This window comes from Pseudomonas sp. SLBN-26 (genome assembly GCF_006715895.1).
In the GTDB taxonomy this organism is placed as follows: domain Bacteria; phylum Pseudomonadota; class Gammaproteobacteria; order Pseudomonadales; family Pseudomonadaceae; genus Metapseudomonas; species Metapseudomonas otitidis.
In genome coordinates, this window is the sequence record NZ_VFOB01000001.1 from 93518 (window position 1) to 115290 (window position 21773).

Annotated in this window: 22 protein-coding genes and 1 pseudogene; 8 read left to right on the plus strand and 15 right to left on the minus strand. The window is 68.7% G+C overall.

Going from position 1 to position 21773, the window contains the following annotated elements:
• Nucleotides 1–14: 14 nt before the first annotated feature.
• From FBY21_RS00450 to speB, 9 genes are all read right to left on the minus strand, one after another.
• On the minus strand, nucleotides 15–1115 hold the full coding sequence (locus tag FBY21_RS00450) for a sigma-54 interaction domain-containing protein (protein ID WP_142007914.1): 1101 nt from the start codon (nucleotides 1113–1115) through the stop codon (nucleotides 15–17).
• A gap of 9 nt (nucleotides 1116–1124) precedes the next feature.
• Entirely contained in the window at nucleotides 1125–2312 is a 1188-nt protein-coding gene (locus FBY21_RS00455) for an acyl-CoA dehydrogenase family protein (RefSeq protein WP_044408406.1), read from the minus strand.
• Nucleotides 2313–2329: 17 nt separating this feature from the next.
• Nucleotides 2330–2902 carry an FMN reductase gene (gene msuE, locus FBY21_RS00460; RefSeq protein WP_142007915.1) on the minus strand — a complete coding sequence of 191 codons (573 nt, stop codon included), beginning with the start codon at nucleotides 2900–2902 and terminating at the stop codon, nucleotides 2330–2332.
• Between the two features lie 327 nt (nucleotides 2903–3229).
• The gene (locus FBY21_RS00465) at nucleotides 3230–3955 is read right to left on the minus strand and encodes an MBL fold metallo-hydrolase (protein WP_142007916.1); all 726 of its coding nucleotides are present in this window, start codon (nucleotides 3953–3955) and stop codon (nucleotides 3230–3232) included.
• Between the two features lie 179 nt (nucleotides 3956–4134).
• The gene (locus FBY21_RS00470; protein ID WP_142007917.1) at nucleotides 4135–5736 is read right to left on the minus strand and encodes a 5-guanidino-2-oxopentanoate decarboxylase; all 1602 of its coding nucleotides are present in this window, start codon (nucleotides 5734–5736) and stop codon (nucleotides 4135–4137) included.
• A gap of 98 nt (nucleotides 5737–5834) precedes the next feature.
• Entirely contained in the window at nucleotides 5835–7223 is a 1389-nt protein-coding gene (locus tag FBY21_RS00475) for a sodium:solute symporter (RefSeq protein WP_074968344.1), read from the minus strand.
• 134 nt (nucleotides 7224–7357) lie between these two features.
• The gene (locus tag FBY21_RS00480; protein WP_044408393.1) at nucleotides 7358–8869 is read right to left on the minus strand and encodes a purine-cytosine permease family protein; all 1512 of its coding nucleotides are present in this window, start codon (nucleotides 8867–8869) and stop codon (nucleotides 7358–7360) included.
• Nucleotides 8870–8890: 21 nt separating this feature from the next.
• Nucleotides 8891–9298, minus strand: coding sequence for a nuclear transport factor 2 family protein (locus tag FBY21_RS00485; protein ID WP_044408390.1), 408 nt, complete (start codon nucleotides 9296–9298; stop codon nucleotides 8891–8893).
• A gap of 1 nt (nucleotide 9299) precedes the next feature.
• A complete protein-coding gene (gene speB, locus FBY21_RS00490) occupies nucleotides 9300–10259 on the minus strand; it encodes an agmatinase (protein ID WP_044408387.1) in 960 nt (319 codons plus the stop codon).
• Between the two features lie 288 nt (nucleotides 10260–10547).
• On the opposite strand from speB, the gene FBY21_RS00495 reads away from it, so the two are divergent.
• The 4 genes and pseudogenes from FBY21_RS00495 to FBY21_RS00505 all read left to right on the plus strand — a co-directional run bounded on the left by FBY21_RS00495 (nucleotide 10548) and on the right by FBY21_RS00505 (nucleotide 13852).
• Nucleotides 10548–11441 (plus strand): LysR family transcriptional regulator, encoded by an 894-nt coding sequence (locus FBY21_RS00495; RefSeq protein ID WP_044408384.1) that lies wholly within the window; start codon nucleotides 10548–10550, stop codon nucleotides 11439–11441.
• 148 nt (nucleotides 11442–11589) lie between these two features.
• A pseudogene (locus FBY21_RS30110) lies at nucleotides 11590–11871 on the plus strand (PAS domain-containing protein); the annotation flags it as partial.
• A gap of 252 nt (nucleotides 11872–12123) precedes the next feature.
• Nucleotides 12124–13155, plus strand: coding sequence for a methyl-accepting chemotaxis protein (locus tag FBY21_RS00500; RefSeq protein WP_371320900.1), 1032 nt, complete (start codon nucleotides 12124–12126; stop codon nucleotides 13153–13155).
• Nucleotides 13156–13231: 76 nt separating this feature from the next.
• Nucleotides 13232–13852 carry a tRNA-uridine aminocarboxypropyltransferase gene (locus FBY21_RS00505; RefSeq protein WP_142007919.1) on the plus strand — a complete coding sequence of 207 codons (621 nt, stop codon included), beginning with the start codon at nucleotides 13232–13234 and terminating at the stop codon, nucleotides 13850–13852.
• Here the strand turns inward: FBY21_RS00505 and FBY21_RS00510 are convergent.
• Both FBY21_RS00510 and FBY21_RS00515 read right to left on the minus strand, forming a co-directional pair.
• On the minus strand, nucleotides 13816–14172 hold the full coding sequence (locus tag FBY21_RS00510; protein ID WP_142007920.1) for an antibiotic biosynthesis monooxygenase family protein: 357 nt from the start codon (nucleotides 14170–14172) through the stop codon (nucleotides 13816–13818). The two genes, FBY21_RS00505 and FBY21_RS00510, sit on opposite strands and share 37 nt — an antisense overlap.
• A complete protein-coding gene (locus FBY21_RS00515) occupies nucleotides 14169–14867 on the minus strand; it encodes a CTP synthase (protein ID WP_142007921.1) in 699 nt (232 codons plus the stop codon). The genes FBY21_RS00510 and FBY21_RS00515 overlap by 4 nt, the downstream gene beginning before the upstream one ends.
• Nucleotides 14868–14966: 99 nt before the next feature.
• Here FBY21_RS00515 and FBY21_RS00520 point away from each other — a divergent pair, with 99 nt between their 5' ends.
• The gene (locus tag FBY21_RS00520; protein ID WP_253543602.1) at nucleotides 14967–15854 is read left to right on the plus strand and encodes a LysR family transcriptional regulator; all 888 of its coding nucleotides are present in this window, start codon (nucleotides 14967–14969) and stop codon (nucleotides 15852–15854) included.
• On the opposite strand, the gene FBY21_RS30030 is transcribed toward FBY21_RS00520, so the two are convergent.
• Nucleotides 15787–15969 carry a PSPA7_2676 family Cys-rich small protein gene (locus FBY21_RS30030; RefSeq protein ID WP_082078258.1) on the minus strand — a complete coding sequence of 61 codons (183 nt, stop codon included), beginning with the start codon at nucleotides 15967–15969 and terminating at the stop codon, nucleotides 15787–15789. The genes FBY21_RS00520 and FBY21_RS30030 overlap by 68 nt on opposite strands.
• 107 nt (nucleotides 15970–16076) lie before the next feature.
• Nucleotides 16077–16997 (minus strand): LysR family transcriptional regulator, encoded by a 921-nt coding sequence (locus FBY21_RS00530; RefSeq protein WP_142007923.1) that lies wholly within the window; start codon nucleotides 16995–16997, stop codon nucleotides 16077–16079.
• Between the two features lie 112 nt (nucleotides 16998–17109).
• Here FBY21_RS00530 and FBY21_RS00535 point away from each other — a divergent pair, with 112 nt between their 5' ends.
• A complete protein-coding gene (locus FBY21_RS00535; RefSeq protein ID WP_142007924.1) occupies nucleotides 17110–17868 on the plus strand; it encodes an SDR family NAD(P)-dependent oxidoreductase in 759 nt (252 codons plus the stop codon).
• A 55-nt stretch (nucleotides 17869–17923) separates the two neighbouring features.
• On the opposite strand, the gene FBY21_RS00540 is transcribed toward FBY21_RS00535, so the two are convergent.
• Nucleotides 17924–18739, minus strand: a complete 816-nt coding sequence (locus tag FBY21_RS00540) for a DUF4344 domain-containing metallopeptidase (protein ID WP_142007925.1) — start codon at nucleotides 18737–18739, stop codon at nucleotides 17924–17926.
• Nucleotides 18740–18991: 252 nt separating this feature from the next.
• On the opposite strand from FBY21_RS00540, the gene FBY21_RS00545 reads away from it, so the two are divergent.
• Entirely contained in the window at nucleotides 18992–19336 is a 345-nt protein-coding gene (locus FBY21_RS00545) for a cupin domain-containing protein (RefSeq protein WP_044408357.1), read from the plus strand.
• Nucleotides 19337–19466: 130 nt separating this feature from the next.
• Complete coding sequence (gene bchE, locus FBY21_RS00550) at nucleotides 19467–20993, plus strand: magnesium-protoporphyrin IX monomethyl ester anaerobic oxidative cyclase (RefSeq protein WP_142007926.1); 1527 nt, start codon at nucleotides 19467–19469, stop codon at nucleotides 20991–20993.
• A gap of 235 nt (nucleotides 20994–21228) precedes the next feature.
• Here the strand turns inward: bchE and FBY21_RS00555 are convergent, their stop codons facing one another.
• On the minus strand, nucleotides 21229–21771 hold the full coding sequence (locus tag FBY21_RS00555; protein WP_142007927.1) for a molybdopterin-dependent oxidoreductase: 543 nt from the start codon (nucleotides 21769–21771) through the stop codon (nucleotides 21229–21231).
• Nucleotides 21772–21773: the final 2 nt, after the last annotated feature.

The following is a 21773-nucleotide window of genomic DNA, read 5'->3' on the forward strand; positions in this document are numbered from 1 at the left end:
GTTGTCGTTGGAATTCAGATCGACAGGTTGATGACCCGTCCGCCCTGGGCGCTCTGGGCCGGTCGGCGCTTGTTCACCACCAGCTCGCCGATGCGGATGAGGTGCGCGCGGGTGATGTTGCGCGACAGCCCCAGCAGGCTGGCGGTGTGCACCTGGTTGTGGTGGCAGAAGCGGTAGGCGGCGCGGAGCAGGGCGTCTTCGACCTTCTCGTGGAGGGCGCCGCTCTGCTCCTCGAACAGGCGCTCGAAGGCCCGCAGCAGCAGGTCGTCGGCGCTTTCCTCGCGGGGCCGGCTGTCGTCCTGGCGCTCGATGCGCAGGTTGGACAGGTGCAGGTCCTCGGCGCGGATCAGCTTGTCGCGGCAGATCAGCAGGGTGTGGTGGATGACGTTTTCCAGCTCGCGGATGTTGCCCGGCCAGTCGTAGCTGGCCAGCCGGCGGGCGGCGTCCTCGCTGAGGGTGACGTCGCTGTAGCCCAGGCGCCGGCTGTACTCGGCGACGAAGTGACGGGCCAGCGGCAGGATGTCGCCGGGCCGCTCGCGCAGCGGGTGCAGCTGCAGGCTGACCACGTTCAGCCGGTAGTAGAGGTCCTCGCGGAAGTGCCCGGCGTTGATGGCCTTCTCCAGGTGCACGTTGGTGGCCGCCAGCACCCGCACGTTGATGGGGATGCTCTTGCGCGAGCCGAGGCGGACCACTTCGCGCTCCTGCAGCACGCGCAGCAGCTTGACCTGGATGGGCATCGGCAGGTCGCCGATCTCGTCGAGGAACAGGGTGCCGCCGTTAGCCTCCTCGAACCACCCGGCCTTGGCGGCCAGGGCGCCGGTGAAGGCACCTTTCTCGTGGCCGAACAGCTCGGCCTCCACCAGGGATTCGGAGAAGGCGCCGCAGTTCACCGCGACGAAGGGGCCGTTGCGCCGGCCGCTGAGGTTGTGCACGTGGCGCGCGACCAGCTCCTTGCCCGTTCCGGTCTCGCCGATGATCAGCACGCTCGCCTCGCTGGGGGCGACCTGTTGCAGGTGGGCGAGCAGGGCCTGGGAGCGCGGGTCTTCGAAGACCTGTGCGGTCGCCCGGATCGAGGTGGCCAGTGTCGGGGACGGGGGGAGGGTCAGCAGGTGCATGGGCTTGCCTTACGAGTAGAAGGACGGAGTGGGGCGCGTGCCGTTGAGCGCCCAGTCGCCCAGCTCGTGGATGCGGTAGTCCACGGGGTCGTGCAGCGTCTGGGTGCGCAGGTTGCGCCAGTGCCGGTCGAAGCGCAGGGAGGCGTGGGTGGCCCGGGCGCCGGTGACTTCGAACAGGCGGTTGCAGATGTCGAGGCCGTTGCGGGTCGCCGCGACCTTGGCGGTGCCGATGGCCAGGGCCAGGCGCGCGCGCTCCTCGGCGCTCAGGGCGTGTTCCTTGGCCCAGGCCGCGTCCAGCTGCTCGGCGGCGCGCTCCACCAGCAGGCGGGTGCTCTCCAGGCCGACCCAGAATTCGCCGTAGTGGCGCAGGACGTACGGGTCCTCGCCGCTGTGGCGGGCGCTGGAACGGAACCAGGGGCGGCTCTCGTGCAGGGTGTACTGGCGGGCCTCGTCGAAGGCGCCTTCGGCAATGCCGAGGAACAGGTTGGCGAAGTGCAGCTGGGCGATCAGCGGGCGCAGGCAGGCGAACGGCGTGCTCAGCGGGCCCGGGTCGAGCAGCAGTTCGTGCTGCTCCACGCGCACCCGCTCGAAGGTGGCGCTGCCGCTGTCGGTCTGGCGCTGGCCGATGTTGTCCCAGTCGCCGTGCAGGGTGATGCCGGTGCGCCCGCTGGGGATGGCGGCGATCAGCAGCTTGCCGCCGTTGCCTTCGTCGACGGCGGAGGCGATCAGCATCTCGGAGTCGCTGGCGCCGGAGCAGAAGCTCTTCTTGCCGGAGAACTCGCACCAGCCGTCGAAGCGCTTGACCAGGGTGCGGGTGTCCAGGGGGTTGAGGGCATTGCCCCAGAACCAGTTCTTGCGGGCAGTCTGTTCGAACCAGGGTTGCCATTGCTCGGGCCGCGAGAACAGCCGCACGGTGGCGAGCATCAGGTGCTGGAAGCCGAACACGTGGGCGATGGAACTGTCGACCCGGGCGAATTCGCGGGTGACGGCCAGGGTTTCGCTCCAGCTGGCGCCGAGGCCGCCGTACTGGCGGGGAATGGCCAGGCCCAGCAGGCCGCTGGCACGCAGCGCGTCGCGTTCGGCCTTGGGCGTGCCGCCTTGGGCGTCGCGCTCGACGGCGCTTTCGGCGAACTGCGCGGCGAGCTGGCGGGCGCTCAGCAGCGGGTCGAGGACGGTGGTTTGCGGATGGGCGCTCATGGTGTCGTCCCGCTGGCTCAGGCGATCTTGCGCAGCGGGCGGCTGCCGGCGGCGGTGCTGTGCAGCAGGTCGGCGGCACGTTCGGCGGCCAGCTCGATGCGGGCCTGCAGCGGGGCGCTGGTGATGCGGTAGTCCTGGAAGTCGGCCTCGCTGGCGTAGACGCCGATGGGCAGGGTCAGGGCCTGGAAGAAGCTGAACAGCGGGCGCAGCTGGTGATCCAGCACCAGGGCGTGGCGTTCGCTGCCGCCGGTGGCGGCCAGCAGCACCGGGGTGTCGATCAGGGCGTTCAGGTCGATGAGGTCGAACAGGTGCTTGAACTGGCCGGGGTAGGAGCCGCGGTACACCGGTGCGGCCACCACCAGCAGGTCGGCCTGCTCGATGGCGCGCAGTTGCGCTTCCACGTCGTCCGGCAGTTCCTTGCGGGACAGGGCGCCGCCGACGGGGCGGGCGATGTCGCCCAGTTCGATGATGCGGGCGTTGAACTCCAGGCGTTCGCCCAGGGCGGCGACCAGGGCTTCGGTGAGCACCAGGGTGCGGGACGGGCGGTAGGCTCCACCGGAGACGGCGACGACGTTGAGGGCAGTGCTCATGGTTGGTGTTCCTTTGGCGTGCTGTGGGAGCCAGGGGTTCAGCAAGTCCCGTTCCAGTTCGGTAAAGCGTTGTTTATCAATGAGTTGGCAGGCCATGGCGCTGGGCGGTGCTGCTGCCAGGCCAGCGAACTGTTGATGCGCTGTTGCCTGGCGGGCAGTGGAACGGCTGTTGCCCGGCGGACAGTGACGGCCTGCTGGAGCCGTTTTAGGTGCTGCGTCTTATTCTGTGAAGGAATTTGAATAAATATTCTTATTCAAATAAGGGATAAGTCAGGCGTGGCGGGCCGCCGAGGGCGGGTCGGGCACCAGGACGGCGCCCGGGCAGGATCAATCGTGTTGCGCGAACCAGTCGTCGATCAGCGTATTCAGGCGCTCGCCGGAGAAGCTGGAGAAGTGGCCGCCGTGCACGGTACGCACCGGCAGCTCGCGCAGACGCGCCAGGCTGCGGGCGTAGTCGTCGAGGTTGGAGTGGTAGGCGTCCTCGATCAGCGGGCCGTCGTAGATGATGTCGCCGCTGAACAGGGTGCCGGTGCGGGCCTCCCAGAGGCTGATGCCGCCGGGGGAATGACCGGGGGTGTGCAGCACCTCCAGCACGCGGTCGCCCAGGTCGAGGACGTCGCCTTCCTCGATCAGCCGGGTGGCCGGCGCCGCCTTGACCCGGTACTCGGCGTAGCACAGCGGGCAGTCGGGGTGGGCCTCGAACATGGCGTCGTCGACGAAGGCGCGGGCCAGGGTGTTGTCGCCGTCGGGGCGGGCGAGGATGTCGGCCTCGGCGGGGTGCACCAGGCGTTCGTCGAACTCGTGGTGGCCGGCGATGTGGTCGAAATGGGTGTGGCTGGCCACGGCCAGCAGCGGGCGCTGGGTGAGCCAGGGCAGCTGTTCGCGCAGGCTGACCAGGCCGGAGCCGGAGTCCACCAGCACGTCGCGGTCGCGCCCCTGGATGTGCCAGAGGTTGCAGCGGTAGAAGGGCCGCACGTAGGGCTCGCTGATGAGGCTGACGCCGTCGTAGAGGTGCTCCACCTCGAACCAGCGGTCTCGGCTGACGATTTTCATCGGAGGCTCCTTTGTTGTGGTTGTGGGCGCAGCATACCTGGCGGCGCCCCGCCGCACCTGCAGGGGCGACTTCAGATGCGTAGCCCGGGCTTCAGCCCGGGGGTTGCGGGTTGAAGCGTCCCGGACTGAAGTCCGGGCTACGGTCTGGCAGGGCGCTGGCCCGGGCTACGGGGTTGGGTTCACGGGGCGAAGGGCGGGGCTTCGGCCACTTCGATGATCAGCGGGCGGTCCCCCGGGGCGTTGCGCAGCAGCTCCTGCAGGTGGGCGTGGTCGCGGGCTTTCTCGGCCTGGCAGCCGAAGCCGCGGGCGATGGCGATGAAGTCCGGGGTGTGGATGTCCACGCCGAGCGGGGTGATGTCGCGACGCTCCATGTAGCGCTTGATCTCGCCGTAGCCCTGGTTGTTCCACAGCAGGACGATGACCCCGACCCGCGCTTCGACGGCGCTGGCCAGTTCCGGCAGGGTGAACTGGATGCCGCCGTCGCCCATCAGGCTGATCACCGGGCGTCCCGGTTCGGCCAGCTTGGCGCCGATGGCCGCCGGCAGGCCGTAGCCGAGGGTGCCGTAGCCGGTGGAGGCGTTGAACCAGCGGCGGGCGCCGTCCAGCTCCACCAGGTGGTTGCCGCTGTAGACGGTCTGGGTCGAGTCACCGACGAAGCGCGCGTCGGGCAGCACCTCGAGGATGCAGTCGAACAACCGACGGTAGTGCTCCCAGCCGGCGAAGCCTTCGGCCAGTTGTGCGCGGGCTTCGGCGGCGCGACGGGCGCCGGGGCTGTTGGCGTCGGCCTGGCGCGGCGGCAGCTCGGCCAGCAGCACGCGCATGGCCTGGCGGGCATCGCAGTGGATGGCCATGGCCGGGGCGTGGTTGCGCACCAGTTGCTGGGCGTCGATGTCGATGCGGATCAGCTCGCCGCCGATGCGGAAGCCGCCGTCGAACACCACGTCGTAGTCGGTCTCGCTCAGCTCGGTGCCGATGGCCAGCACCAGGTCGGCGTCGGCGGCCAGCTGGCGCACCGGCACCAGGGACTGGTTGCTGCCCAGCAGCAGCGGGTGGTCGCCGGGGAGCAGGCCCTTGGCGTTGATGGTCTGCGCGGTGGGGGCGTCGAGGGCGGTGGCCAGGGCGCGGGCCTCTACCTGGGCTTCGACGCAACCGCCGCCCAGCAGCAGGAGCGGGCGTTGGGCGGCGCGCAGGCGCTGGGCGGCCTCGCGCAGCTGCGCCAGGGGCGCGGCGGGACGCGGCAGGCGCACGCGGGGGCGCAGCTCCAGGTGGTCGGCGGGGGCGGTGATGATGTCCAGCGGCAGCTCGATGTGCACCGGGCGCGGACGCTGGCCGTCGAACACGGCGAAGGCGCGGGCCAGCACGGCGGGCAGTTCGTCGACGCTCATGAGGGTGTGGCTGAAGGCGGCGACGCCGGCCACCAGGCCGCGCTGGTCCGGCAGTTCGTGCAGGTAGCCGTTGCCGAGGCCGAGGCGATGGCGCTCGTTGACGCTGGAGATCACCAGCATGGGGATGGAGTCGGCGTAGGCCTGACCCATGGCGGTGAGGATGTTGGTCATGCCCGGGCCGGTGATGATGAAGCACACGCCGGGCTTGCCGGTGACGCGGGCGTAGCCGTCGGCCATGAAGCCGGCGCCCTGTTCGTGGCGCGGGGTGACGTGGCGGATGCGACTGCCGGGCAGGCCACGGTAGAGCTCGACGGTGTGCACGCCGGGGATGCCGAACACGGTGTCGACGCCCCAGGCTTCCAGTTGCTTGACGAGGAATTCACCGCAGGTGGTCATGGCAGGTTCCTTGTTGGGCTGGGTGTAAAACGAGCCCGGCAGGGTTGCCTGCCGGGCTCAGAAGGGTCACGGGAGTGGGCCGCGACCAGTCGGGAAGATCAGGCCAGGCTGGCGTGGCTGGCCGGGCGACGGGTCACCAGGCTGATGACCACGAAGCTCACCAGGCCGACCGCCAGGCTGTAGTAGATCGGGGTGTTGGCGTCCAGGCCGTCCTTGAACATGAAGCCCAGCACGGTGAGGAAGCCCAGGGTCATGCTGGCGATGGCGCCGGCGGTGGTGGCGCGCTTCCAGTAGATGGCGCCGATCAGCGGAACCAGCATGCCGCCCACCAGCAGGTTGTAGGCCACGGTCAGGGCGCTGATCACGTCGCTCACCACCAGGGCGATGCCGAGCATGACCACGCCCAGCAGCAGGGTGGCGATGCGGTTTTCATGCACGTCGCCGTTGCCGCTGGTGCGGCCACCGCGCAGCAGCGGCAGCAGGTCCTGGGTGATGGTGGTGGAGGCGGCCAGCAGGCCGGCGCTGGCGGTGGACATCAGCGCGGCCAGGGCGGCGGCGATCACCAGGCCACGGATGCCGTTGGGCAGGCTGTGCTCGACGACGCTGGCGAAGGCGTTGTTGACGTTCTCCAGGTCCGGCAGCAGCACCTTGGCGGCCATGCCGATGAGCGCACCGGCCAGGCCGTAGAGCACGCAGTAGAGGCCGGCGGCGGTGCCGGCCACCTTGGCCACGCCCTCGCTGCGGGCGGTGAACACGCGCTGCCAGATGTCCTGGCCGATGAAGATGCCGAAGAAGTAGATCAGGAAGTAGGTGACGATGGTGTCCCAGCCGATGGCGGTGAAATCGAAGTAGCGCGCCGGCAGCTTCTCCACCAGGGCGTTCCAGCCGCCGGCGTCGGCGATGGACATGGGCATCAGCAGGAACACCAGGCCGACGGTCATGATCAGGAACTGCACGATGTCGGTGAGGGTCAGCGACCACATGCCGCCAATGGTGGAGTAGAGCACCACCACACCGCCGCCGACGAGGATGGCGACCCAGAACGGCAGGCCGAACAGCACCTGCATGACGGTGCCGATGGCGATGGTGGAGGTGGCGCCGATCATCAGCGCGTACACCAGCATGATCACCGCGCTGGACTGGCGGGCGGCCGGGTTGTAGCGGCGCTCCAGTACCTGGGTGACGGTGTAGATCTTCAGCTTCAGCAGCGGTTTGGCGAGGAACAGGCTGAGCCCGACGATGCCCAGGCCGATGGCGCCGCAGAGCCAGAAGCCGGAGATGCCGTGGACATAGCCCAGGCGCACGGTGCCGATGGTGGAGGCGCCACCGAGCACGGTGGCAGCCATGGTGCCGAGGTAGAAACCCGGGCCGAGGTTGCGCCCGGCGACCAGGTAGTCGTCACGGGTCTTGGCGCGACGCATGCCATACCAGCCGAGGGCCAGCATGCCGGCGGCGTAGAGCAGTACGACGAAGATATCCAGGGCCATAAGATCAGCTCTCTCTTTCTCATTGTTGTAGTCCGGATGGGCATCCGGGGACGTGCGTAGCCGCGCGGCGCTGCCGCGTTGCCGGTCCATTCATCGCAAGGATCGGGGCCGTCCGGGCCCCGGTGGGTTCAGGGTCAGGCGGCCTCGGCCCGCAGGGGCGCAACGCTACGTTTCAGGCGCACCCAGCGCGGGCCGCGCGGACCGTACACCTCGGCCGGCTCGGGGAACAGGTTGAGCAGCGCCAGGTAGAGCAGGGCGGCCATGCCGAGGGTGACCGGCAGGCTGACGTCGATGCCGCCGGCCAGTTCGCCCAGCGGGCCGACGAACTGCCCCGGCAGGTTGACGAAGCACAGGCCCACCAGCGCGCTGGGGATCCAGGCGCCCATGCCGCGCCAGTTCCAGCCGTTGTGGAACCAGTAGCGGCCGCCGGTCTCGCCACGGGTGAAGACCTGCAGGTCGTCCGGGCAGTAGAAGCCGCGGCGGATCACCAGGCCGAGGATCATGATCACCATCCAGGGGCTGGTGCAGGTGATGATCAGCACGGCGAAGGTGGACACGCTCTGCACCAGGTTGAAGGCGAAGCGGCCGATGAAGATGAAGGCGATGGACATCAGCCCGATCATCACCGTGGCCTGCACGCGGTTGAGCAGGCGCGGGAACACCGAGGACATGTCCAGGCCGGTGCCGTACAGCGAGGTGGTGCCGGTGGACATGCCGCCGATCACCGCGATCAGGCACACCGGCAGGAAGAACCAGGTCGGCGAGACGGCCAGCAGGCCGCCGACGTAGTTGTTCTGGGCGATGTAGTCCGGCGCCTGGACGGCGACGATGGTGGCGGTGACCAGGCCGAAGAAGAACGGGATCAGCGTGGCCAGCTGGGCACCGATCACCGCCGCCATGATGCGGCCCTTGCTCGCCTCGCGGGGGATGTAGCGCGCCCAGTCGCCGAGGAAGGCGCCGAAGGACACCGGGTTGCTCATGGCCAGCAGGGCGGCGCCGATGAAGGCGGCCCAGAAGCCCGGGCTGCCCAGTTGTACGGAGCCGGCGTAGCTGGCGTCGAAGGGGCCGGCGAAGGCGAAGATGCCCAGCAGGAACAGCGCGCTGGCGCTCCACACCGCGACCTTGTTGACCCACAGCAGGAAGCGGAAGCCGTAGATGCACACCGTCAGCACCAGCACGGCGAACAGGCCGTAGGCCAGGCCCAGGGTCAGGTCGGTTTCCGGCAGGCCCATCAGGCGCTTGGCGCCGCCGATGAGCGCATCCCCCGAGCTCCACACCGAGAGGGAGAAGAAGGCGATGGCGGTGAGCAGCGAGAGGAACGAGCCGACGATCCGCCCGTGGACGCCGAAGTGGGCGCCGGAGGAGACCGCGTTGTTGGTGCCGTTGAGCGGGCCGAACAGGCCCATCGGCGCGAGGATCAGCGAGCCGACCACGACGCCCAGCAGGATGGCCCACACGCCGGCCTGGAAGGACAGGCCGAAGAGTACGGGGAAGCTGCCGAGCACGGCGGTGGCGAAGGTGTTGGCGCCGCCGAAGATCATGCGGAACAGATCGATCGGTCCGGCGTTGCGCTCGTGGTCCGGGATCTGTTCGACCCCGAATGTCTCGATGCGCGTCAGGCTGTGTTCATTGTTGTTGTTATGCATGTTCATCTCCCGGGGAACGCGTCAGGTTGGGGGCAGATGGTCCGGCATGGCCGACAGGTGTTCATGGCAGGCGAGCCATGGGGCGTTTTCTTGTTCTTGGCGGAAGACGATGGTCTCCCGTTCCAGGCTGTCCACGGTCTCGCCGCCCAGCAGCAGGCGGGTGGCGACGTCGTGGGTGAAGATGGCCACCGGGCCCAGCAGGCTCAGGTGGCGGTTGCTGGAGCGGCATTCGAGCACCCGCAGCCCGTCGCGCTGCCAGCCGTCCCAGACCGCGCGGTAGGCCGCGCGGCTCTCCAGCACACCGGGGGTGGTGTGGAAGATGAAGGTGGCGTCTTCGCTGAAGGCGGCGAAGTAGGCCTCGGTGTCGTTGCGGGCGAAGGCCGCCACCAGGGCATCGGCGGCCTCCAGGACCTGGCGGCGGGCGTCCATGTCAGCGACGCTCCACGCCGGGCAGGATGCAGAGCATCTCGTACAGCAGGTTGGCCGCCAGCAGCGAGGTGTTGCCGGTGGTGTCGTAGGGCGGGGAGACCTCCACCAGGTCGCAGCCGATGATGTCCAGGCCCTGGCAGCCACGGATGATCTCCATCGCCTGGATGGTGGTCAGGCCGCCGATCTCCGGGGTGCCGGTGCCGGGCGCCCAGGCCGGGTCGATGCCGTCGATGTCGAAGGACAGGTACACCGGGCCGCCGCCGACCTTCTCGCGCACCTCGGCCATCAGCGGTTCGAGGGACTTGTGCCAGCACTCTTCGGCCTGCACCACGCGGAAGCCCTGCTTGCGGCTCCAGTTGAAGTCCTCGGCGGTGTAGCCCTGGGCGCGCAGGCCGATCTGCACCACGCGGTCGCAATCGAGCAGGTCCTCTTCCACCGCGCGGCGGAAGGTGGTGCCGTGGGCGATCTTCTCGCCGAACATGTGGTCGTTGACGTCGGCGTGGGCGTCGATGTGCACCAGGCCCACCTTGCCGTGCTTCTTCTTGATGGCCCGCAGGATCGGCAGGGTGATGGTGTGGTCGCCGCCCAGGGTCAGCGGCAGGATGCCGTGGCCGAGGATGCGGTCGTATTCCTGCTCGATGATGCGCACGGCGTCCAGCAGGTTGAAGGTGTTGATGGCGACGTCGCCGATGTCGGCCACGTTCAGCGAGTCGAACGGGGCGGCGCCGGTGGCCATGTTGTAGGGGCGGATCATCACCGACTCGGCGCGGATCTCGCGGGGGCCGAAGCGGGTGCCGGAGCGCAGCGAGGTGCCGATGTCCAGCGGCACGCCGACGAAAGCGGCGTCGAGGGCGTCGAGCTCGGCGGGGGTCTGGATGTGGGGAAGGCGAAGCATGGTGGCGATGCCGCCGAAACGGGGCATTTCATTGCCGCCCAGGGGCTGGTGGAGTTTTTTGTCCACGGGGTGGCCTCACGGTTGTTGTGGTTGTCGTGGGGCGATTCTGGTGAGTGGGCAGCGGGGGAAGAATCCCCACGGGCAAATAATCACTTCAAGGATTTCTAAACTATCCGCAACGGGTAGACTGCGCCGATCTGTCGCATCTGGCGGGCTCCTGTAGGGGCGAATTCATTCGCCAAGGGGCGCGAAGCGCCCCCAACCGGGGCTTGCAGAGAGCAGGCCGTTGGCCTGCATGGCGAATGAATTCGCCCCTACAGATTTGTGCAGCCTTTCGAAACCCATGGAGTTTCCATGTCCAACACCCTTCCCGACCTCAAGCTGCTGCGTGTGTTCGCTGCCGTGGTGCGCCACCAGGGCTTCGCCGCCGCGCAGCAGGAGCTGAACCTGTCCACTTCGGCCATCAGCACCTACATGAGCCAGTTGGAAGCGCACCTGGGCATCACCCTGTGCCACCGGGGGCGGGGCGGTTTCAGCCTGACCAGCAAGGGCGAGCTGTTCCACCAGGAGGCGTTGCGCCTGCTGGGCGAGCTGGAGAGCTTCGAGCGCTACTCGGCCTCGCTGAAGGGGGAGCTGCGGGGGACGCTCAACCTGGGGGTGCTGGACTCCACCGTCAGCGACCCGGCGTTGCCCCTGGCGGAGGTGATCGGCGCCTACAGCCGCGAACACCCCGGCGTGCACCTGCACCTGTCGGTGATGAGCCCCTACGACCTGCAGCTGGGGGTGCTGGACAACCGCCTGGACCTGGCCATCGGCGCGTTTTCCACGCGCATGAACGGCCTGGCCTACCAGCCGCTGTACCGCGAGCAGCACTGGCTCTACTGCAGCGACCGGCATTCGCTGTTCAGCGACCGGCGCATCCCGGCGGAGGTCATCACCCAGCAGCGCATGGTCGGCCGGGGCTACTGGAGCCAGGCGGAGCTGGCGCGGCATGGCTTCAAGCACAGCGCGGCGACGGTGGAGTCGATGGAGGCGCAGCTGATCCTGGTGCTCTCCGGCGCCTACATCGGCTACCTGCCGGAGCACTACGCCCAGCCCTGGGTGGACCAGCAGCGCCTGCGTGCGCTGTCGCCGGCGACCTTCGGCTACCAGGCACCGTTCTCGATGATCCTGCGTCGCGGGCGGGCGCGGGAGCCCCTGATCGTCACCTTCCGTGACCTGCTGCGGGCCCAGTTGAACCTGCGCTGACCGTTCGTTCGTTTTTCGCCTGGAGGGTGTTGAGCCACGTCAAAAGATTCGTACGTTGGTTCTGGCGGCGCGCCATCACTGTGCTAGACCCTTATTCATGGGTGGCCCAATCTGCCCGCCGCGTTCCAACCACCAGAGACGTCAACCGATGCGCCAGAACCTCCCCGTGACGCAACGAGAACGCACTTTTTCTCCTAGCGAGCGCCTGATTTCCACCACTGATCTCAGCAGCAAGATCACCTATTGCAACGACGCCTTCGTGGAAATCAGTGGATTTTCCCGCGAGGAGCTGGTCGGCCAACCCCACAACCTTGTGCGCCATCCGGACATGCCGCCGGCGGTGTTCGCGCACATGTGGGACACCCTCAAGCAGGGCAAGCCGTGGATGGGGCTGGTGAAGAACCGTTCCAAGAACGGTGATTTCTATTGGGTCAGTGCCTACGTCACCCCGGTCTACGAGGCGGGCAAGGTGGTGGGCTACGAGTCGGTGCGCTCGGTGCCCACCCGTGACCAGGTGCGCCGTGCCGATGCTCTCTATGCGCGGCTGCGGGCGGGCAAGTCGCCGGTGCCCTGGTACGACTACTGGGCCTACGACACGCTGCATTCCTGGCCGCTGATCCTGGCCACGGCGATTGTCCTGGGTGGGCACTACATCGTCACCGGCCCGTGGCTGCTGGTGTTGATGGCCGTGACCATGTTTGCCCTTGCCGCTTACCAGCGCTACGACAAGCGCCAGACCATCCGCCGCACCCTGGCGGAACACCCGAGGGCCTTCACCAGTGGCCTGGTGGCGTTGACCTACTCCACCAACAAGGGTGAGCAGGCGCTGCTGGACATGGCGATGATCAGCGAGGAGGCGCGCCTGCAGACGGCGCTCACCCGGCTGGAGGATGCCGCCAGCGGCGTGCGCACGCGGGCGATGGATTCGTCGCGCCTGGCCAGCTCCAGTGCCGACCTGCTGGAGCAGCAGCGCAGCGAGACGGACCAGTCCGCCACGGCCATCAACGAGATGGCGGCCACCATCCAGGAGGTCTCCACCAACGTGCAGAACACCGCCCACGCCGCCGAAGAGGCCGACCGTCTGGCTCAGCAGGGCCGCAGCCTGGCCGGCGAGAGTTTGGAGGCGATGGAGCACATGGCCAACGCGGTCAGCGAGATCGGCAAGGCGGTGAACGAGCTGGCGGAGTCGACCCAGTCCATCGGCAGCGTGGCCGACGTGATCACCTCCATCGCCGAGCAGACCAACCTGCTGGCGCTGAACGCCGCCATCGAGGCGGCCCGGGCCGGCGAGCAGGGCCGGGGCTTCGCGGTGGTGGCGGACGAGGTGCGTTCTCTGGCCTCGCGCACCCGCCAGTCCACCGAGCAGATCCACCAGATCATTGCCTCCCTGCGTTCCGGTGCGGACCGTGCGGTGGTCACCGCCAGCCGTGGCCAGGAAATCTCCCGGGACAGCGTCGGCAGCGTCGAGGCCGTGCGCGAGGCGCTGGAGGGGATCAGCAGTGCGGTGACACGCATCACCGGCATGAGCCAGCAGATGGCCGCCGCTGCCGAGGAGCAGACCCAGGTGGCGGACGACATCAGCCGGCAGATCACCCGCATCGCCCAGCTCTCCGACAACAGCACCAACCAGGCCCTGGAAGGGGCCCAGATCAGCCAGGACCTGGAGCACATGGCCGAGTACCTGCACAGCCTGGCCGAACGCTTCAACCGCTGATTCCACACGCAGGGTGCCAGTGGACGGCACTCACCGGGCTCGGAGCCCGCCTGCGGCTGTGGCAGAATCCGCGCCCATGTCACGCCCCCAATGCCCCCGTTGCCAACGCCCCGAACGCCTGTGCCTGTGCCCGCTGATCCCCCGGCTGGACAGCCGCACCCGTGTGCTCGTGTTGCAGCACCCGAGCGAGGCCGGGCATGCCCTGAATACCGCGCGCTTCGCTGCCCTCGGGCTGCAGCAGGCGGAGCTGTGGGTGGGCGAGGTGTTCGCGGAGCTGCCGGCGCGCCTGGCCGACCCCGAGGTGGACGCGCGGCTGCTGTTCCCCGGCGAGGACGCCCAGGTGCTGCCGGCCGGCCTGGTGGACGCGCCCCGCCCGCTGCTGCTGGTGGTGCCTGACGGTACCTGGCGCAAGGCGCGCAAGCTGCTGCACCTCAACCCGGCGCTGGCCACGTTGCCCCGGGTGACGCTGCCCGAGGGCGAGCCCTCCCGCTATCGTCTGCGCAAGGCGCCGGGTCCCGGTGCGTTGTCCACCCTGGAGGCCATCACCCGCGCGCTAGAGCTGCTGGAGCCCGCCACCTGCTTCGAGGCGCTGCTGCGCCCGTTCGAGGCGCTGATCGAGGGGCAGATCTCCGCCATGGGGGCGGAGACCTACCAGCGCAATCACGCCGGGGCCGGGCCTTCCGCCGCGAAGCCGTAGCTGCGCTCCACCCGCGCGACGCGCACCTCGAACCAGCTGTACCACTGTGCGCGCCCCTTGGCCTGGGCGTCGCGGTGAGGCGCGTCCTGCTTCCAGGCGAGGATGTCCGCCTCGCTGCGCCAATAGGACAGGGTGATGCCAAGGCCCTGGGCATCCCGCACCGACTCCACCCCGAGGAAACCCGGCTGCCGCCGTGCGCGCTCCACCATGTGATCGGCCATGGCGGCGTAGCCGGCGTCGCCCTCGGTGCGTTGCGAGATGAACATCACCACGTAGTAGGGCGGTTCCGGCAGCTGTGCTTGTGGCGTGGCGGCGCTCATGCCGCGCAGCTCCGCAGGAAGGCCTGCACCAGGGGCGCCGGCCGCTCGGCCAGGGCGGCGCGCTCGGGCTGGAAGAGGGTGGCGACGAAGAACGGGTGGCTATCCAGTTCCACCGCGCGCAGGGCGCCGTCACTGCCGTGTGCGGAGGCGCTGAGCCCGGCGCTCAGCAAGGCCGGTTGAAGGTCCGGGTTGACGCCATAGCGGCAGTGGTAGCCCTCGAAGGCCATGGCGCTGCCGTAGGCGCGGGCGAGCCGCGAGCCGGGTGTCAGGTGGATGGCCTCGATGCATTCCACCAGGGCGCAACTGAGCGGCGAGACCACCGCCAGGCCGGCCTCTGGGTCGGTCTCGGCATGGGCCGCTTCCACCCAGCCGAGCACGTTGCGGGCGTGTTCCAGCACCGCGTGCTGGAAGCCGCCGCAGGTGCCGAGGAATGGCAGCCCGCTGACCCGCGCATGGCGGATGCCGCGCAGGGCGCCCTCGGTGTCGGCGTAGGGGCTGCCGGGCACGCACCAGAGCCCGTGATGGCCGGCGAGGTGGCGGGGTTCCAGGCCCTGGGTGCCGATCCACTCGGCGCGCACGCGGATGCCGAGGCGCTCCGCGGCGTCCTCCAGGGCCAGGGGGATGGCGCGGTGGGCGGTGATGGCGGGGTCGTGTTCGCCCAGCAGGGCGATGTGCAGGGGGGCGGTGCCGATCATGTCCGATCCTTGTCGAGAGGCCTTGTGTCAGGCACGACGGACTATATGCTTGCGTTTCAGCACGCAGAATGGGCGTTCGTACCGATGAAGATTGCACCGATGCAATACAAGCTGGCCCAGGACGACCTGGCACTGGTGCTCGCGCTGGTGCGTGGCGGCAGCCTGGCGCGGGCCGCCGAGCTGCTGCGGGTGGACGTCTCCACGGTGTTCCGATCCATCCGCCGGCTGGAGCAGGCCCTGGGCAGCGAACTGTTCCAGAAGGGGCGTGGCGGCTATGTGCCCGGCGCGGCGGCGCGGCTGCTGGCGGAACAGGCCGAGCAGGCGGAACAGGCCCTGGAGGCGGCACAGCTGGCCCTGGAGCAGGGACGCGAGGTGCTCAGCGGGACGGTGCGGCTGACCTGCACGGACACGGTGCTGCAGGGGTTGGTGCTGCCGGTGCTGGCGCGCTTCATACCGGCCTACCCGGCGTTGCGCCTGGAGCTGGCCACCTCCAACGACTTCGCCAACCTCAGCCGGCGCGACGCCGACATTGCCGTGCGCCTGACCCGCTCGCCGCCGCAGCACTTGGTGGGCCGCTGCCTGGGTGAGGTGCCCTACGTGGTCTGTGCCAGCCCGGCCTACCTGGCGAGCCAGGCCGGCAGTGACCCGGAACAGATGGCCTGGATCGCCCCGGACGATTTCCTGCCCGACCACGCCAGCGTGGCCTGGCGCCGCCAGCGCTTCCCGGCGCTGGTGCCGGCCTACCGCTGCAACAGCATGCTCTCGGTGGCGGAGCTGGCCCGCGCTGGGCTGGGGGTGGCGGTGCTGCCGCGCTTCCTGCTGGATGCGCGCCTGCAACCGCTGGACTTGCCGGCCGAGGGCTGCGGCAGTGCCCTGTGGCTGCTGACACGGCCCGACTGCCGGGGGCTGCGGGCGGTGGTCACGTTGTTCGACGAGCTGGCTCGGCACCTGCGGCTGTCGCCAGATGAGGCGGATCGGCCCGTTTGACGTAGCGGTGGCTGCCGCAGCGTTGGCAACGCTGGCAGAGCATCGGCTCGGCGCCGACTTCGGTTTCGTAGCCGTCCGTCCAGACGCAGCCGAGCAGGAAACAGTGCAGTCGCATGGAACCTCCCGGGGCAGGGCCCCCGTCGATGATCAGGCGTGACGCGGCGTTGTTGGGGTTGTGTGCCGTGCCCGGGAGACTCACGGAGGCGCTCTAGAATCGACAACCTAAACCGGTGAACGGTGTGCGCGGCCCTCGATGTGGGGAGCCAGCAGGTCGTCCAGCCAGTCCATGAAGGCGCGCACCCGCCGGGGTTGCAGGCGGTGGGCGTAGAGCAGGTTCAGGGGCAGTGGTGGGGCGCTCAGCTGGGGCAGCACCTCCACCAGTTCGCCGCTGGCCAGCAGCTCGGCCAGGCCCAGGCGCGGGGCCTGGATGATGCCGAGGCCGCCCAGGCAGGCGCCTTCGTAGGCGTCGGTGCTGTTCACCGTGAGGCAGCCGCCCATGGGCAGGCGCACCAGGCGCCCGTCCTGCTGGTATTCGAAGCCGACCGGCCGCGCGCCCAGTACCGGCTGGTAGTGCACCAGGTGGTGCCGGGCCAGGTCTTCCACTGTCTGCGGCGTGCCGTGGCGGGCGAGGTAGGCGGGGCTGGCGCAGTTCACCAGGGGCAACTGGCCGAGGGTGCGTGCGATCAGGCTCGGGTCCATCAGCTCGCCGACCCGCAGCACGCAGTCGAAGCCTTCCCGCACCAGGTCGACACGGCGATCGGTGCAGCTCAGCTCCAGTTCGAGGGTCGGGTGGCCGTGGAGGAACTCGGCCAGGCGCGGCATCACCCACTGGCGGGCGATGCGGTTGGGCAGGTCCACCCGCAGGCGGCCGACCAGGGCGCCGTGGCCTTCACGGAACATGCCTTCGAGGTCGTCCACCTGGGCCAGCAGGGTCTGGCTGCGTTCATAGAGGGCGAGGCCGTCCTGGGTGGCGCGGACCTGGCGGGTGGTTCGCTGCAGCAGGCGCACGCCCAGCCGCTGCTCCAGTGCCTGTACCTGTTCGGAGACGCTGGAGCGGGGCAGGCCGAGGCTGGCGCTGGCCTGGGTGAAGCTCGACAGTTCGGTGACGCGCATGAAGGTGCGCAGCAGGTCGAGGGTGTCCATGGCGGTGTTCTCTGTTCGTGGATGGCGATCAGTATGTGCGGTTTTTCGGCGTTTATCTGATCAATCACGAACAATAGCCTGGAGTCCTTTCCATCCAACCGAGGACTTCGCCATGACCCGCAAGATCGTACTCATCACCGGTGCCAGCCGCGGCCTGGGCCGCAACGCCGCCCTGCAACTGGCCGCCCGGGGCTTCGACCTGATCGGCACCTACCATTCGCGCCAGGACGAGGCCCGGACCGTGGCGGATGAAGTGGCGCGCCTGGGCGGGCGGGCCGAGATGCTGCAACTGGATGTGGGGGCCGTGTCCGGCTTCCCCGCCTTCGCCCGCCAGGTGGCCGAATGCCTGGAACAGCGCTTTGGCGGGGCGCGACTCTATGCCCTGGTGAACAACGCCGGCATCGGCATCCATGCCCCCTGTGCGGAGACCACCGAGGCGCAATTCGATCAGTTGCTGGGCATCCAGCTGAAGGGGCCGTTCTTCCTCACCCAGCACCTGCTGCCGCTGCTTGCCGACGGTGGGCGCATCCTCAACCTGTCCACCGGCCTGGCCCGCTTCAGCCTGCCGGGGTATGGCGCCTACGCGGCGATGAAGGGCGGTGTGGAGGTCTGGACTCGCTACCTGGCCCGGGAGCTGGGGCCGCGCGGCATCCGGGTGAACGTGCTGGCGCCGGGCGCCATCGAGACGGATTTCGGCGGCGGGGCGGTGCGGGACAACGCTGAGGTGAATGCCTTCGTGGCTGCCAACACCGCACTGGGGCGGGTCGGCCTGCCGGACGACATCGGCCAGGCGGTCGCCTTGCTGCTGGCGGAAGAGGCGGGCTGGATCACCGGCCAGCGGATCGAGGCCTCGGGCGGCATGTTCCTCTGACGGCGGAGCCAGGGCCGGTTGCGGTGACCGGCCCCTGTGCCACGCGGTGTGGGCGCTATTTCAACTTGCCTTCGAGCAGGGCATCCCAGGCGTCCACCATCTGGTGGTACTCGCCCTCGCAGCCGGCGGCGCGGTCTTCGTGCAGCAGTTCGTCGTCGACGAAGTACTGGAACTTGTCCGGATTGGAACCGTAGATGTAGCAGAGGAAGTTGACGGCCCGCTGGGCGTCCAGCGAGTGGGCGTCGTAGAAGGGCAGGTCGTCCAGGGAGCTGGCCTGCTCGGCGGACAGGCTGTAGGCGTAGGAGACGGTCATCAGGTAGTCCTCGCCCACCTCATCGTTGGTCAGCATGTAGGCCACGAGCTGGTCGGCGACGTCTTCTTCCTTGCCGGTGATCTTCAGCTCCAGGACGTCGATGAAGGCATGGCCGGCTTCGTGGAACAGGGTGCCCATGAGGCTCTTGTAGAGCTCGTCGTTGACTTCGTCGGAGTCGTTGTCGGCCTGGGTGAACATCTCGCGTTCGCTGACGCCAAGCTCGTAGCACAGGGAAATGACGTTGGCTTGGTAGAAGGCATTCGGCTCCTCGCACTCTTCGGCGACCACCTGGATGTCGTCGGGAATCCGGATGTAGTCGTTCATGGCCTCGCTGAAGTCTTCGAGGATCTTCCATTCGCGCCACTGCCGCGCTTCCGCCTTGTTGTCGTCCTGCTTGGCGGCCTTGTAGACCGGGATGAAGCGGCCGGCGGAGGCGCTGTCCGGCTGGGCGGCGCGAGCCGGTTCCCGGGTGCTTGCAGCCGAATGGCCACCGGGGCCCGGGAGCCCCGCGAGACTGAGCATGAGGACGGCGAGGGCGTTTCTACACAGGGCGCGCATTGCGTGGTGGCTCCGCAGGCGATGAGGTTCGGAAGGGGCGCCAGCCGGTGGCTCCCGGGGGCGTGGCGAATTCTAGTGGGAGGAGGTGGTGGGCTGTCTATCGCAGGCTGCGCCCGGCCGGAAGGCCGTCACGGTTGATGTGTGGGCGCCCGGTGGCTGCGCTTCTGGGCAGGCAAGGGGCGGTATCAGACAAGCCGGCAGGGAGCGGGGGCTCTAGGGTGGGCGTTCGATTCCCCACTGCCTGGAGTGCTCATGTCCGATTTCATCACTGTCCTGCGTGAAACCTGCCCGACGCCCGTGCTCGACGCCACCAAGTGGAAGCGCATCGGCGGCGACCCGCACACCGTGAACCTGAACGCCTACACCTCGGCCGATGGCAGCAAGATCATGGGCACCTGGATCTGCACCCCCGGCAAGTTCGAGGTGAACTACGAGAAGTGGGAGTACTGCCACTTCCTCGATGGCTACTGCATCATCACGCCGGAAGGCGAGGCGCCGGTGCACCTGCGGGCCGGTGATGTGTTCGTCATCGAGCCCGGCCTGAAGGGCACCTGGGAGGTGGTGGAGACGGTGCGCAAGTACTTCGTCTTCGCCTGATCCACCGGGCCGGACGTGCCCTGCGTCCGGCCTGCCACACAATCGCCACGCAATGCCCACACCCTCTCCCTGCGCCGTTCACAGGCGCGCGCGATAACACCCGCATCTTCTTCCGACGCTGGGTGTTCCCATGGATGTACTGCTGCTCAACCCGCCCCATACCGCCATCGGCAGCCGCATGCCCCGCGAGCACCTGCCGCCCCTCGGCCTGCTCAGCGTGGGCGGCCCGTTGCTGGATGCGGGCTTTGCCGTGCGCCTGCTGGATGCCGACCGGGAGGGGCTGTCGCTACCGGCCATCGTGGCACGGGTGGTGGACCTGGCGCCGGCGGTGGTGATGCTGGGGCACTCCGGTTCCAGTTCGGCCCATGTGACGGTGGTGGAAATCTGCCAAGCGCTGAAGGCGCTGCTGCCGGGGCTGCGCATCGTCTATGGCGGGGTGCACCCGACCTATCACTGGGATGAGATCCTCCGGGAGGTGGAGGCGATCGACCTGATCGTGCGCGGCGAGGGCGAGCAGACGGCGCTGTCGCTGATGCAGGCCCTGGCGGCTGGGCTGCCTCTGGAGGCGGTGCCGGGCATCGCCCTGCGGGTGGCCGGGGTGCCGCAGGCCACGGCGGATGCGCCGATGCTGCGCAACCTGGACGACTACCGGGTGGGCTGGGAGTTGATCGACCACGCGGACTACAGCTACTGGGGTGGCAAGCGGGCGGTGGTGGTGCAGTTCTCCCGGGGGTGTCCACACCTGTGCAATTACTGCGGGCAGCGGGGCTTCTGGACGCGCTGGCGCCATCGCGATCCGGTGCGGCTGGCCCGCGAGCTGGCCTGGCTGCACCGGGAGAAGGGGGTGGAGCTGGTGAACTTCGCCGACGAGCTGCCCACCGGCTCACGCAAGGCCTGGCGGGCCTTTCTTGAAGCGCTGATCGCCGAGGAGGTGCCGTTGCTGCTGGTGGGATCCACCCGTGCCGGGGACATCGTGCGCGATGCGGACATCCTCCACCTGTATCGCCAGGCGGGGGTGATCCGCTTTCTGCTGGGGATCGAGAGCTACGACGAGGCGACCCTGAAGGCCATCCGCAAGGGGGCGACGCCCAGGGAGGACCAGCAGGCGATCCGCCTGTTGCGCCAGCACGGCATCGTGTCGATGGCCACCTATGTGGTGGGGTTCCAGGAGGAGCGGGATGGCGACTACTGGCGCTCGTTCCGCCATCTGTTGCGCTACGACCCGGACCAGATCCAGCTGCTGTACGTCACGCCGCACCGCTGGACGCCGTTCTACACGCTGGCCGAAACGCGGGAGGTGATCCAGACCGACACCCGCCGCTGGGACTACAAGCATCAGGTGCTGGCGGTGCGGCAGGTGCCGGCGTGGCGGGTGTTCCTCTGGTTCAAGCTGATCGAGCTGGGGATGCAGGCGCGGCCCAAGGCGCTGTGGCGGGTGCTGTTCCACCGGGATGCCGAGGTGCGCCACGCGATGCGCTGGTACACGCGCATCGGCCGGCGGGTGTGGTTCCACGAGGTGGCGGAGTTCTTCCTGGGGCCGCGCTTGCTGCGGCGCGGGCCGACGCTCAAGGCGTTTCTCGGGGCGTCGCTGGCCGAGCGGGAGTACGTGCTGGATGTGCGCAAGCGTGCGCGGGCGGAGCCGGTGGAGGTGCGCTGACGGGGGAGGCAAAAAGAGGCCGTCACGAGGACGGCCTGAAAAGGGATGGAGGCGTGGCTGTGGTGTGGGCCTCCATCGAGCCCTTCTGGGCGCCTCTAAAAACTACCTACGTTGTCATCGCGACGTTAAAAACAGGCTCAAAATGCTCATTTACCGCACGTAAACTGCGCTTTTTCGCCTGTTTTTGCCTTGCGCTGACGGCCTCGCCCACGTTTTTAGAGGCGCCCTTCGGGGATCAGAGCGGGACAGTCTTCAGTTCGATGGCCTTGAGCCATTTGACGTGGCGCGGGCCGGGGTGGCGGTCGCAGCCGGAGACCAGGGCGATGTGGCCGACCTCGGGCGGCAGGGGCTGGCCGTGCTGGGCGTACACCACCAGGACACCGTCGCCGACTGAGGTGTTGAGCAGCTCGTTCCAGCTGAACAGGGCGATGTAGGCGTCGCTGGCGTGGGCGACGAGGTAGGCGCGTTTCCAGGCCTTGGGGTCATCGCCGGCGAGGGCGGCCCGTTGCACCACGTCGCGCAGCAGGGCGCCTCGGTAGCCTTTGTATTCGGCGTTGGCGACATCACCGCCACAGGCCTTGGCGACGTCGACGTAGTCGTGGGCGGGGAGCGTGCGCAGGGCGTCGACGTCGAGGGTGAGGGCGTGCTGCACCTCGCCGGTGACCTGCAGGGTGTCGGTGACGTAGGTGGACGGGTCGTCCGGGACGAACGCGGCAGCGTGCAGGGCTGGGTTGAGCAGCAGGCCGAGGGCGAGGGGCAGGAGCGGTCGGTGGGTCATGG

Coding starts and splice junctions, on each gene's coding strand:
- FBY21_RS00515 (WP_142007921.1), bottom strand. CDS start 14,867: ATGATCGGCACCGCCCCCCTGCACATCGCCCTGCTGGGCGAACACGAC.
- FBY21_RS00485 (WP_044408390.1), bottom strand. CDS start 9,298: ATGGACGCCCGCCGCCAGGTCCTGGAGGCCGCCGATGCCCTGGTGGCG.
- FBY21_RS00465 (WP_142007916.1), bottom strand. CDS start 3,955: ATGAAAATCGTCAGCCGAGACCGCTGGTTCGAGGTGGAGCACCTCTAC.
- FBY21_RS00495 (WP_044408384.1), top strand. CDS start 10,548: ATGTCCAACACCCTTCCCGACCTCAAGCTGCTGCGTGTGTTCGCTGCC.
- FBY21_RS00530 (WP_142007923.1), bottom strand. CDS start 16,997: ATGGACACCCTCGACCTGCTGCGCACCTTCATGCGCGTCACCGAACTG.
- FBY21_RS00535 (WP_142007924.1), top strand. CDS start 17,110: ATGACCCGCAAGATCGTACTCATCACCGGTGCCAGCCGCGGCCTGGGC.
- FBY21_RS00505 (WP_142007919.1), top strand. CDS start 13,232: ATGTCACGCCCCCAATGCCCCCGTTGCCAACGCCCCGAACGCCTGTGC.
- msuE (WP_142007915.1), bottom strand. CDS start 2,902: ATGAGCACTGCCCTCAACGTCGTCGCCGTCTCCGGTGGAGCCTACCGC.
- FBY21_RS00545 (WP_044408357.1), top strand. CDS start 18,992: ATGTCCGATTTCATCACTGTCCTGCGTGAAACCTGCCCGACGCCCGTG.
- FBY21_RS30030 (WP_082078258.1), bottom strand. CDS start 15,969: ATGCGACTGCACTGTTTCCTGCTCGGCTGCGTCTGGACGGACGGCTAC.
- FBY21_RS00475 (WP_074968344.1), bottom strand. CDS start 7,223: ATGGCCCTGGATATCTTCGTCGTACTGCTCTACGCCGCCGGCATGCTG.
- bchE (WP_142007926.1), top strand. CDS start 19,467: ATGGATGTACTGCTGCTCAACCCGCCCCATACCGCCATCGGCAGCCGC.
- FBY21_RS00510 (WP_142007920.1), bottom strand. CDS start 14,172: ATGAGCGCCGCCACGCCACAAGCACAGCTGCCGGAACCGCCCTACTAC.
- FBY21_RS00520 (WP_253543602.1), top strand. CDS start 14,967: ATGCAATACAAGCTGGCCCAGGACGACCTGGCACTGGTGCTCGCGCTG.
- FBY21_RS00540 (WP_142007925.1), bottom strand. CDS start 18,739: ATGCGCGCCCTGTGTAGAAACGCCCTCGCCGTCCTCATGCTCAGTCTC.
- FBY21_RS00450 (WP_142007914.1), bottom strand. CDS start 1,115: ATGCACCTGCTGACCCTCCCCCCGTCCCCGACACTGGCCACCTCGATC.
- FBY21_RS00500 (WP_371320900.1), top strand. CDS start 12,124: ATGGCCGTGACCATGTTTGCCCTTGCCGCTTACCAGCGCTACGACAAG.
- FBY21_RS00455 (WP_044408406.1), bottom strand. CDS start 2,312: ATGAGCGCCCATCCGCAAACCACCGTCCTCGACCCGCTGCTGAGCGCC.
- FBY21_RS00555 (WP_142007927.1), bottom strand. CDS start 21,771: ATGACCCACCGACCGCTCCTGCCCCTCGCCCTCGGCCTGCTGCTCAAC.
- FBY21_RS00480 (WP_044408393.1), bottom strand. CDS start 8,869: ATGCATAACAACAACAATGAACACAGCCTGACGCGCATCGAGACATTC.
- FBY21_RS00470 (WP_142007917.1), bottom strand. CDS start 5,736: ATGACCACCTGCGGTGAATTCCTCGTCAAGCAACTGGAAGCCTGGGGC.